At 63.9% G+C, this 9414-nt stretch carries 14 protein-coding genes and 2 pseudogenes; 10 read left to right on the top strand and 6 right to left on the bottom strand.

Translation table 11 applies throughout. From position 1 onward, the window contains the following. From BG842_RS07710 to BG842_RS07695, 4 genes and pseudogenes are all read left to right on the top strand, one after another. A pseudogene (locus BG842_RS07710) lies at nt 1–327 on the top strand (hypothetical protein); the annotation flags it as partial. Between the two features lie 101 nt (nt 328–428). Next, nucleotides 429–917, top strand: coding sequence for an Lrp/AsnC family transcriptional regulator (locus BG842_RS07705; protein WP_069450327.1), 489 nt, complete (start codon nt 429–431; stop codon nt 915–917). Beyond that, nucleotides 914–2053, top strand: coding sequence for a pyridoxal phosphate-dependent aminotransferase (locus tag BG842_RS07700; protein ID WP_069450326.1), 1140 nt, complete (start codon nt 914–916; stop codon nt 2051–2053). Before BG842_RS07705 ends, BG842_RS07700 begins: the two co-directional genes overlap by 4 nt. Before the next feature lie 90 nt (nt 2054–2143). Next, a complete protein-coding gene (locus tag BG842_RS07695) occupies nt 2144–2536 on the top strand; it encodes a glyoxalase/bleomycin resistance/extradiol dioxygenase family protein (RefSeq protein ID WP_069450325.1) in 393 nt (130 codons plus the stop codon). A gap of 1 nt (nt 2537) precedes the next feature. Here BG842_RS07695 and BG842_RS07690 read toward each other — a convergent pair whose 3' ends face one another. Further along, nucleotides 2538–2948: a VOC family protein gene (locus BG842_RS07690; protein WP_069450324.1), complete on the bottom strand. Its 411-nt coding sequence runs from the start codon at nt 2946–2948 to the stop codon at nt 2538–2540. A 71-nt stretch (nt 2949–3019) separates the two neighbouring features. Then, entirely contained in the window at nt 3020–4306 is a 1287-nt protein-coding gene (locus tag BG842_RS07685) for a TIGR00341 family protein (RefSeq protein WP_069450323.1), read from the bottom strand. 190 nt (nt 4307–4496) lie between these two features. On the opposite strand from BG842_RS07685, the gene BG842_RS07680 reads away from it, so the two are divergent. The 3 genes from BG842_RS07680 to BG842_RS07670 all read left to right on the top strand — a co-directional run bounded on the left by BG842_RS07680 (nt 4497) and on the right by BG842_RS07670 (nt 6303). Continuing rightward, nucleotides 4497–4868, top strand: coding sequence for a hypothetical protein (locus BG842_RS07680; protein WP_069450322.1), 372 nt, complete (start codon nt 4497–4499; stop codon nt 4866–4868). 43 nt (nt 4869–4911) lie between these two features. Continuing rightward, complete coding sequence (locus BG842_RS07675) at nt 4912–5388, top strand: YbhB/YbcL family Raf kinase inhibitor-like protein (RefSeq protein WP_069450321.1); 477 nt, start codon at nt 4912–4914, stop codon at nt 5386–5388. A 105-nt stretch (nt 5389–5493) separates the two neighbouring features. Then, nucleotides 5494–6303 carry a biotin/lipoate A/B protein ligase family protein gene (locus BG842_RS07670; protein WP_069450320.1) on the top strand — a complete coding sequence of 270 codons (810 nt, stop codon included), beginning with the start codon at nt 5494–5496 and terminating at the stop codon, nt 6301–6303. Between the two features lie 88 nt (nt 6304–6391). Here the strand turns inward: BG842_RS07670 and BG842_RS28740 are convergent, their stop codons facing one another. Further along, the gene (locus BG842_RS28740; RefSeq protein WP_139136058.1) at nt 6392–6646 is read right to left on the bottom strand and encodes a hypothetical protein; all 255 of its coding nucleotides are present in this window, start codon (nt 6644–6646) and stop codon (nt 6392–6394) included. Here BG842_RS28740 and BG842_RS07665 point away from each other — a divergent pair. Together BG842_RS07665 and BG842_RS07660 are read left to right on the top strand one after the other, a co-directional pair. Beyond that, the gene (locus BG842_RS07665) at nt 6631–7506 is read left to right on the top strand and encodes a deoxyribonuclease IV (protein ID WP_069450319.1); all 876 of its coding nucleotides are present in this window, start codon (nt 6631–6633) and stop codon (nt 7504–7506) included. The two genes, BG842_RS28740 and BG842_RS07665, sit on opposite strands and share 16 nt — an antisense overlap. Nucleotides 7507–7919: 413 nt before the next feature. Next, on the top strand, nt 7920–8105 hold the full coding sequence (locus tag BG842_RS07660) for a hypothetical protein (protein WP_069450318.1): 186 nt from the start codon (nt 7920–7922) through the stop codon (nt 8103–8105). 24 nt (nt 8106–8129) lie between these two features. Here BG842_RS07660 and BG842_RS07655 read toward each other — a convergent pair whose 3' ends face one another. The 3 genes from BG842_RS07655 to BG842_RS32470 are packed head-to-tail and all read right to left on the bottom strand — an operon-like array spanning nt 8130 to nt 9290. Continuing rightward, complete coding sequence (locus tag BG842_RS07655) at nt 8130–8480, bottom strand: AzlD domain-containing protein (protein WP_069450317.1); 351 nt, start codon at nt 8478–8480, stop codon at nt 8130–8132. Then, nucleotides 8481–9158, bottom strand: coding sequence for an AzlC family ABC transporter permease (locus tag BG842_RS07650; protein WP_069450316.1), 678 nt, complete (start codon nt 9156–9158; stop codon nt 8481–8483). It lies immediately after the preceding gene. A gap of 3 nt (nt 9159–9161) precedes the next feature. Beyond that, the gene (locus BG842_RS32470; RefSeq protein ID WP_256388512.1) at nt 9162–9290 is read right to left on the bottom strand and encodes a hypothetical protein; all 129 of its coding nucleotides are present in this window, start codon (nt 9288–9290) and stop codon (nt 9162–9164) included. On the opposite strand from BG842_RS32470, the pseudogene BG842_RS31235 reads away from it, so the two are divergent. After that, a pseudogene (locus BG842_RS31235) lies at nt 9289–9414 on the top strand (SAM-dependent methyltransferase); the annotation flags it as partial. The gene BG842_RS32470 and the pseudogene BG842_RS31235 sit on opposite strands and share 2 nt — an antisense overlap.

The raw sequence follows: 9414 nt of genomic DNA, 5'->3' as shown, positions 1-9414 counted from the left end.
CGAGCGAGGAACGTCTGTGACGACACCTACGACTATCTCGATTCCGTGATTCGGAGCGTGGACCTCTCCACGCCGCGTCGGTACGCCGAACGGATTGCGGGCGAGTTCTCCGAGACGTGGGGCGTCGATTTCATCATGGACACGACGGGAACGTGGTACTGCCCGGAACTCAACTTCAACGGCGTCTACTGGAATCGAATGGAAGAGCGGTGGTGGAACATGTGCGGCCAAGGCGACTTCGAACCGTGGAGTCCGGTCGAGATTCACTCGGCCGCGCTGTACGGAACGAGACCGGACGATTCGAACGACGGAGCGAGATGGTGGTAACGGCTCCTTTTTGCGGTCACTCGCCCAGCTGCGTCCTCCGTCTCACAGTCCGTTGTCAGGTGCGACCAAACTACTTGTGCCCCCGCCCAGAAAGGGGTGCTATGGAGTCGAAACGGGAACTACTGGAACTGCTCCTGTCGAACGCCCGCGAGAGCACCGCCGACCTCGCGCGACAGACCGGACTGTCGGAGTCGGAAGTGGAATCGCTGATTACGGAACTCGAATCCGAGGGTGCAGTCCGCGGCTATCAGGCGGTCGTCGATTGGCACAACATCGACGACCAACACGTGCGAGCGGAGGTCGAACTCAACGTCGAACTCGACCGGGAAACCGGCTACGAGGAGATCGCGCGTCGAATAGCGAAATTCCCCAAGGTCGTCTCGCTGCGGTTGATAAGCGGCGATTACGATTTCGCCGTGGACATCGAGGGCGAGTCGATGCACGACGTGTCGAACTTCGTCTCCGAGCAGATAGCGCCCATCCCGGAGGTGACGCAGACGGTGACGCACTTCGTCATGGAGACGTACAAGGAACGCGGCATCGAGTTCGAGGACCGCGACGACGACGACCGTCTCTCGGTTTCGCCATGAAGCCCGCCGACCGCGTTCAACAGGTCCCTCCATCGGGGATTCGGCGCTTCTTCGAACTCGCCGAGGAGCGCGACGACGTTATCTCGCTCGGGGTGGGCGAACCGGATTTCTCCGCGCCGTGGGCCGCCAGAACGGCCGCCATCGACGCGCTGGAGCGAGGGAAAACGTCCTACACCGCGAACCGCGGCCGCCGAGACCTTCGGATGGCCATCGCGGACCACGTGGAGCGCTACGACCTCGACTACGACCCGGACGAGGAGATCCTGGTGACGGCGGGCGCGAGCGAGGCCATCGACGTGGCGATGCGGGCGCTCGTGAACCCCGGCGACACCGTGGCGGTTCACCAGCCCTCGTACATCTCCTACGTCCCCGGCGTCGTCTTCGCGGGCGGCGAACCGCTCGCGGTTCCGACGCGGGCGGAGAACGGTTTCGCACTCACCTACGACGCGCTGGAGGCGGCGGGTGCGGCCGACGCCGACGCGCTGATGCTGTGTTATCCCAACAACCCGACCGGCGCGACGATGAGCGCGGACCAACTCGCGGACGTCGCGGAGTTCGTTCGGGAACACGACCTGTTCGTCCTCTCCGACGAGATTTACGCCGCGCTGACCTACGGCGGCGACCACACGTCGATTTCGACGTTCCCCGGCATGCGCGAGCGAACCGTCGTCTTCAACGGCTTCTCGAAGGCCTACGCGATGACCGGTCTTCGACTGGGCTACGCGCTCGGTCCGGCGGACGCCATCGCCGCGATGAACAGAATCCACCAGTATTCGATGCTCTCCGCACCGGTGACCGCCCAATACGCCGCGCTGGAGGCGCTCCGGAGTTGCGGAGATAGCGTCAGAGAGATGCACGACGAGTACAACCGCCGTCGGCGGTTCGTCCTCTCGCGCTTCGAGGAGATGGACCTCGACTGCTTCGAGGCGAGCGGCGCGTTCTACGCGTTCCCCGCGTGCGGCGACGACGACGAGGCCTTCGCGGAGGAACTCCTCGAAGAACAGGGCGTCGCCGTCGTCCCCGGAAGCGCCTTCGGCGAGGGTGGCGCGGGCCACTTCCGCGCCTCCTACGCGACCGGCATGGCCGAGTTGCGCGAGGCGATGAACCGAATCGAGACGTTCGTTCGCGGACGATAGCGACCGTCTTTTCCCCGCTCGTTTCCCGACCACTTTCACTCCACGTACGGCACAGTGTTATTCCAGTATCGCGCTTTTTTCTACACGCTCATGATGACCGAAATCGGTCGCACGACGCTGTTGGTGGACGACTACGACGACGCCATCGAGTTTTACGCCGAAACGCTCGGCTTCGAGGTGCTCTACGACGACGAACTGGAGGAGGGGTATCGGGCCGTGCACGTCGGTCGTCCCGAACGGTCGCCGATCGGACTCTGGCTGATGGAACCCAGCGGCGAGGCGGAACGTGCGTTGGTCGGCGAGCAGACCGGCGACCAACCGGCGTTCGTCTTCTACACCGACGACTGTCGGGAAATCTACGAGACGCTCTCCAACCGAGGTGTCACGTTCCTCGGCGAACCGAAGTCGGACGAGGGCGGCGTTCACGTCCACTTTGAGGACCCGTATGGCACCAAAATCGTCCTCGTCGAACTAGCCGCGTGAGTCACTTCGGCGCGACGAGTTCGACCTTTATCCGTTCGGGGTCCTCGAAGTAGACCGCGTAGTGGTCCTCGCCGCCAGCGAATGGGTGGTCGTCCTCGTACAGAATCGGGACGCCCTTCGCGCCCAACGTCTCCGTCAGTTCGTCCACGTGGTCGCGCGACGCGGCGTGAAACGCGAGGTGGTTCAGCCCCGGACGACGGCGATGATACGGTTCGTCCCGAAACTCCTCGTCGGCTTGCACGAGGACGATGTACGTCTCACCTCGTTTCCACGACCGGCCGCCGTCCCACTCCTGATAGACCGAGTAGCCGAGTTCGTCGAGTAACCAGCCCCAGAAGGACGCCGACGTTTCGAAGTCGCTGGCGTACAGTTCGACGTGGTGGAGCAGGCCGGTTGCGCTGTCGTTCGTCACGGTCGGAATGGCGGTTGCAGCACGAAATCACTGCCGACCGTCGAATCTCCGGTTGGAACCGCCGACCCACGCTACGACGACTCTTGCGACTGGACGAACACGACTTCGACGGTCGTCTTCTGCCCCGTTCGTCGCGTGATGTCGCGGTCGATTCGCTGGGCGATGCCGTCCGGCGGCTGACCCGGCGGGTCGGTGACGATTCGAACCTGTGCGGGTTTCCCTTGGTAGAACTCGATCGGTCGGTACGTCACCGAGGAATTCACGAGTTGATACTCCGCATACGGTGCGTTCTCGCCGTTGAACAGCGAGTGTATCTCGTCGTTCGCCTGCTCCTGATAGACCGTCGTCCGGTTCGTTCCGTAGGTGACGAGTCCGAGACCGAGCGAGAGGACCGCGATGGCGACGAGGATGACCGCGATTCGCGCCAGGGTTCTGGAACGGGCTTCCCCGACGGACCGTATCCGTTCGGGGCGATAGCCGGACACCCACAGCAACGCCAGCGCGGTGAGGTTTATCGACAGGAGGTTCACGAGGACGTTCACGGTGCCACCCAACGCGACGCCGAAATCGAGCCACGCGATTCCGAGGCCGACGGTGGCCGCAGGTGGAACCAACGCGACGGCAATCATCACGCCGACGATGACCGACCCGGAACCGCGCATGAGGCTTATGACGCCCGCCGCGCCCGCGCCGAGCGCCAGCAGCAACGACAGGAAGTTCGGCGTGAACCGTTCCGTCACCGCCGGAATCGTTCGGATATCGATTCCGGGCGGGATGAGCACGGTTCCCTGAACGAGGAAACCGAAGAGGGCCGCGCTCGCGATGGCGACCAGTAGACCGGTGACCTGGTACCAGACGCCCCGGGACACCAAATCGGGTTCGTCAACGACCGTCCCGACGCTCGCGGCCATGGCCGGACCCATCAGCGGTGCGATCACCATCGCGCCGATGATGACGGCCGACGAGTTGAGCAACAGCCCGGTCGCCGCGATGATGGTGCTGATGACGGTCATCGAGAAGAACGTCGAGCGGTCGGGAGCCATCTCGGACGCCCTGTCGCGGAGTTCCTCGCGGGCGATGTTCACCCCGGCGTATCGCCGTTTGAGTTCCCCGATTCGCCTCGAAACGACCGTTTCCGGCTGTAGCACGATGGTGAAGGCGTCCTCCTCGATGCCCACGTCGCGGAGTTTTTCGAGGATGGGTTCGACGGCGCTCGGTGGCACCGGGAACGTGACCAGCGCGGTGAACTCCGTCCGCCCGGTTTCGTCGAACACGGCGTAGTCTACCCCCTCCTCGTCCAGTGCATCGAGAACGTCCGTCCGTTTGCCACGGGGGACGAGAATTTGCACGAGACGCATACACCTGTTACGTCGGCAGAATATTTAGTTGGTTGTGTAGTTCAGCGCTCCCGGTCACACCTTGACGACGACGGTTTTCGCCACGGCGTCGCCGATTCGTTGTCGGCGGTCCGTCATACTCCTGATTCGACTAGTCCGGCGAAACGTTACTGGCCGTCATCCCTAATCCGTTCGCGGTTGCACCGCTCGTATGGCGACCGAAACCCGCTCGTGGTTCGACCGCACAGACGGACTGGCGTCGCTCGATTACGTAGGTATCGTCCTCGCCGCGATTACCGGTTTCATTCACCTCTACGAGGGCGTGGAGGACCTCGGCGAGGGAATCTTCGGAATCCTGTTCATCTTCGCCGGACTCGGCTTCTTCGGTGCCATCGTCCTCCTCTGGTTGGGATTTAATCGGCGGATTCTGTACCCCGTCGGTATCGCATTCACCGGCATCCAGTTCGCCGCGTACTTCGGCCTGCGCTGGCCGAACGTCTACGAACCGCTCGGTCTCGTGGACAAACTCGTCCAACTCCTGCTCATCGTCGTCCTCTTCCTGCTGTGGCAGACGGTGGAGTGACGGGCCGCCATCCCTATTGAACCGCGGACCGGATGCGGAACGTATGGGCGACCTCTCGATTCGAACGTCTTCGTTCACGCACGGCGAAGAGATTCCCGAGAAGTTCACCAAGGAGGGTGCGGACGTCTCCCCGGAACTGACGATCGGTGGCGCGCCGGACGACGCGGCGTCGCTCGCCGTCATCGTCGACGACCCGGACGCGCCGAACGCGACGTTCACCCACTGGACGATATGGAACCTGCCGCCGGATACCGTCGAAATCCCGGCGGACGTGCCGACGACGGAGGCGGTTACGACCCTCGGCGACGCGTCGCAAGGCCAGAACGATTTCGGCGACGTGGGCTACGGCGGTCCACGCCCACCGAAGGGCCACGGCCCTCACGAGTATCGATTTCGACTGCTCGCCGTCGATACGACGTTGGACCTGCCGCCGGGTGGTCCGCGACGGGAGTTGGACAACGCGCTCGCGGGGCACGTGCTGGCCGAGGACCGATTCACCGGGATTTTCGAATGGTCGTAGGCGCTTCGAGCCCAGGATTTCTGGTGCGACCGCGTACCCTCTTGCGGACGTTTCGCCGGTCCGTCGTCCGTAACCGATTTCGTCCCACCATGCGAATGACGTAGCATGACGCTGGCGGACAGGGACTGGCGGCTCGTGCGAGAAGAATCGTGGGACGGCCCGCTGAACATGGCGCTCGACGAAATCGCCGCGGAAACGGCCGCGAACGGCGGGCCGCGAACCCTCCGCGTGTATCGCTGGGACCCGAGCACGCTGTCGCTCGGCTATCGCCAAGAACCCGAGACGGTCGATTGGGAATTTTGCGAAAACGAAGGTATCACCGTCACCCGACGGCCGACGGGCGGCGGCGGGATTTATCACGACAACTACGGCGATATCTCCTACTCCATCATCGCCCCCGCGGACGAACTGCCGGGCGACCTGATGGAGACGTACGAACTGCTCTGTGAGCCGATTTTCGACGCGTTCGATCGAATGGGCGTCGACGCGGGGTTCACCGAGGAGAAACTCCCCGTCATCCACGAACCGGCGTGTTACCTCCGGGAACTCCACCCCGCACACGACGTGGTGGCGAACGGGCGCAAAATCAGCGGCAACGCGCAGTATCGCCGGAAGGATGCCGTCATCCAGCACGGTTCGCTGAAGTTCGCACTCGACGCGACACGCCACCTCTCGACGTTTGCGAACCCCGAGACGACGGCGGCGCAGTTCCACGAGCGCGTGACCACCATCAACGAGGAGGTCAGCATCGACCGCGACGACGCCGTGACCACCGTCGAGGATGCGCTCCGCGACTGGGGAGACGCGACGGAAGGGTCGTGGACGGACGACGAACTGTCTCGCGCACGCGAGCACGCGAACGCGAAGTTCGGAAGCAAAGCGTGGACGAAGCACCGCGACGACCCGACCGCGTGAATCGAATTCTCTTCCTATTCCGTAAACCGTCCCGTCTCCGCCCCGCAGATGGCGCATTCGGCGACGATGGCGAGACGGCGTATCGGTGTCACTCCACCCCGAACGTCTCCGGTTCGGTGCCGAACGCCTCCAGAACAGCGTCGTGAACCTCCGCGAGCGGGGGTCGTCCCATCGTCGGGTCGATGGGGTGGTCGCTGACCCAGACGTACCGGACGACGCCCGACCGGTCGATGAGAAAACACGGCCGTCTGGCACGGCGGACCATCTCGAAGACGTTGACGCCGACGCTTCGAAGTACATTTGACCACCGAACGGAAGGCTGTGAGTATGCGAGTCGGCGCACACGTTTCCATGTCCAGTTCGAAGGTCACGAGCGACGAGACGAAACCACCCCACGGTAACATCGCGAACGCGGTCTGCCGACAGGTCGCCTTCGGCGGCAACTGCGGGCAGATATTCACCACGTCCCCGCAGGTCTGGCAGGACCCGGACCTCAGTGACGAGGAGGTCGAACTATTCGTGAACGAAACCGACGAGAAACTCGACGGACCGTGGGTCATCCACTCCTCGTACCTCGTCAACCTCTGCACGCCGAAGGACGACCTCCGCGCGAAATCCATCGCCAGCATGCAGACCGAAGTGGACGCCGCGGACGAACTCGGCATCGAGTACGTCAACGTTCACCTCGGCGCGCACACCGGCGCGGGCGTCGAGGGCGGCCTCGACAACGCCGCCAGCGCGCTGGACGAACTGGATATCCCCGAGGGCGTCACCGTCCTCATCGAGAGCGACGCCGGCAGCGGGACGAAACTCGGCGGGGACTTCGAACACCTCGCCACCGTCCTCGACGAGTCCGAGCAGGACCTCGACGTGTGCATCGACACCGCCCACGCCTTCGCCGCGGGGTACGACCTCTCCACCGAGGAGGGCGTCGAGGAGACCATCAAGGAGTTCGACGAGGTGGTCGGTCTGGAGCACCTCAAGTGCATCCACCTCAACGACTCGAAACACGAGTGTGGCACGAACAAGGACGAACACGCCCTCATCGGCGAGGGCTACATCGGTGAGGAGGGCATGTCCGCCATTATCAACCACCCCGAACTTGAAGACGTGCCGCTCGTCCTCGAAACGCCGACCGAGGACGGCAAGGGCTTCGCGTGGAACATCGCCCGCGTGAAGGAACTGCGCGAGAACGGCGAATAACGTCGGAACGAACATCTCTTTTCGAGAGCGTTGCGGACTATGCGGCGATTCCGAGCGCTCCGAATTTTCTCCGTGGCGAACGCTCGGTCGGTCAACCGAATGGTTGTGCCAGCACATTTCGCGCGAGGCGGGAGACGTGAACGGCGAGCGCATTCCCGCGCTGGCGGGGAGGTGTGGGACACCGGCGGTGCGGGTGCAGGTACGAATGCGGATGTAGGTACGGGTACGAATGCGGATGCAGTGCAGATGCAGATACGGTATGGACGTCGCCAGCATCAGCTCGAAACACAGGTGAGGGACTGGGCGGGAATGGACAGGACGAGAACGAGGAAGCGAACGCTCCGAAACCACGTTCGTGATTTTCACCGCGGATGACTCAGGTTTTTTGTCGAATCGTCGAGTAGGTGTATGCCATGCGTTCCCAATCCCCCGCCCTCCGGCTCGTCGGAATCCTCGCCTGTATCGTCGGTGTCGTCGGCTACGTCGCCTTCGACTGGCGGTTCGAGTCCACAGGTAGTCCGGTCGTGACCGTGCTCGCACTGGCGTGCGTGGTCGTCGCGGTCGCGGCGACGATTTGGCGGAGCGTCGGCAGTTTGTGAACCGCCGTCAACGGTTTTCCGGGACTACAGCAGGTAACTCAACAGCCACAGCGCGCCCATCCCGGCGACGATGGTCGCCAAGATGTTCTCGGTTTTCCACGCGACGACGACGGCGAACGCGCCCGCGAACAGCCGAAGGTTGTCCGGCGAGAGCGCGAGGCTCCCGTCGGCGTAGACGAACTGAGGGACGACAAGCGCGGAGAGGACGGCGGCCGGGACGAAGCGGAGCGCGCGCTCGACGCCCTCGGGTATCTCGTCTAATCGGCCGAACAGGGCGATGAACGAGACGCGAATCGCGTAGGTGCCGACGCCCGCGGCGAGGATGACGAGCCAGAGGGTGTCCGAGCCGAAGTCGGTGGTCGGTGCGGGGGACACTCAGAACACCTCCTCCGCGGCGAGTCCAGCCGCGATACCGACGATTGCCGCCGCGACGAGGCCGAGGTCGAACGGGAGGCTGTTGGCCGCGACCGCCGCCGTACCGCCAACGATGGCGGCGGCCAGCGTTGCGCGGTCCGTGACGGTCGGGACTAACACGGCGAGGAAGACCAGCGGGACGGCGAATTCGAGGTGCCAGCCTTCGGGAACGCCCCCGCCGAGGAGGATGCCGACGACGGTAGCCGTCTGCCACGCGACCCAGAGCGGCACCGCGACGCCGAGGTAGTACCATCGTCTGCTGGTGGTCTCGTCGTTTCTGAACTTCAGCAGGGAGACGGCGTAAGCCTGGTCGGTCAGCAGGTACGGGAGTGCCGCCTTCCACCGCGCCGACTCGCGTTCGAAGTACGGTGCGATGGAGGCGCTGTACATCATCATCCGGAGGTTGACGACGAGCATGGTCAGGATGACGACGGCGATGGGTGCGTTTCGGCCGATGAGTTCGATAGCGGCGAGTTGCGACGCCCCGGCGAAGACGATGACCGACATCGCGAAGGCGTGTATCGCCGGAATGCCGACGTCGACAGCGGCGACACCGGTGACCATCCCGAACGGAACGACGCCGAGCGTAATCGGCAACGCGACGCGGACGCCCGCGAGAAAATCGGCACGTGATGACACTGCCTACTCGTAGACGGTCAGGCTGGTATCAACGTTGGTATCCCGGTCAGTTACGTTCGCCGACCGACCTGTCGCGCGACGAACCACCCCGCTTTTGACGCCGCCCATCAAAAACCGACTGACCATACCCATGCGCGAGTTCTCCGCCGATTACCTCCGGCGAACACGGGACGGAATGTGGGATTCCCGCGACGCGCTCGCCGACCTCGAACTCGACTCTCGGCGGTGCGTGCTCGATGTCGGCTGTGGCACCGGC

The organism is Haladaptatus sp. W1, assembly GCF_001723155.1.
GTDB classification, from domain to species: Archaea; Halobacteriota; Halobacteria; order Halobacteriales; family Haladaptataceae; genus Haladaptatus; species Haladaptatus paucihalophilus.
Note: the sequence above shows the minus strand (reverse complement) of the source record. Positions and strands in the feature narration are given on the sequence as shown.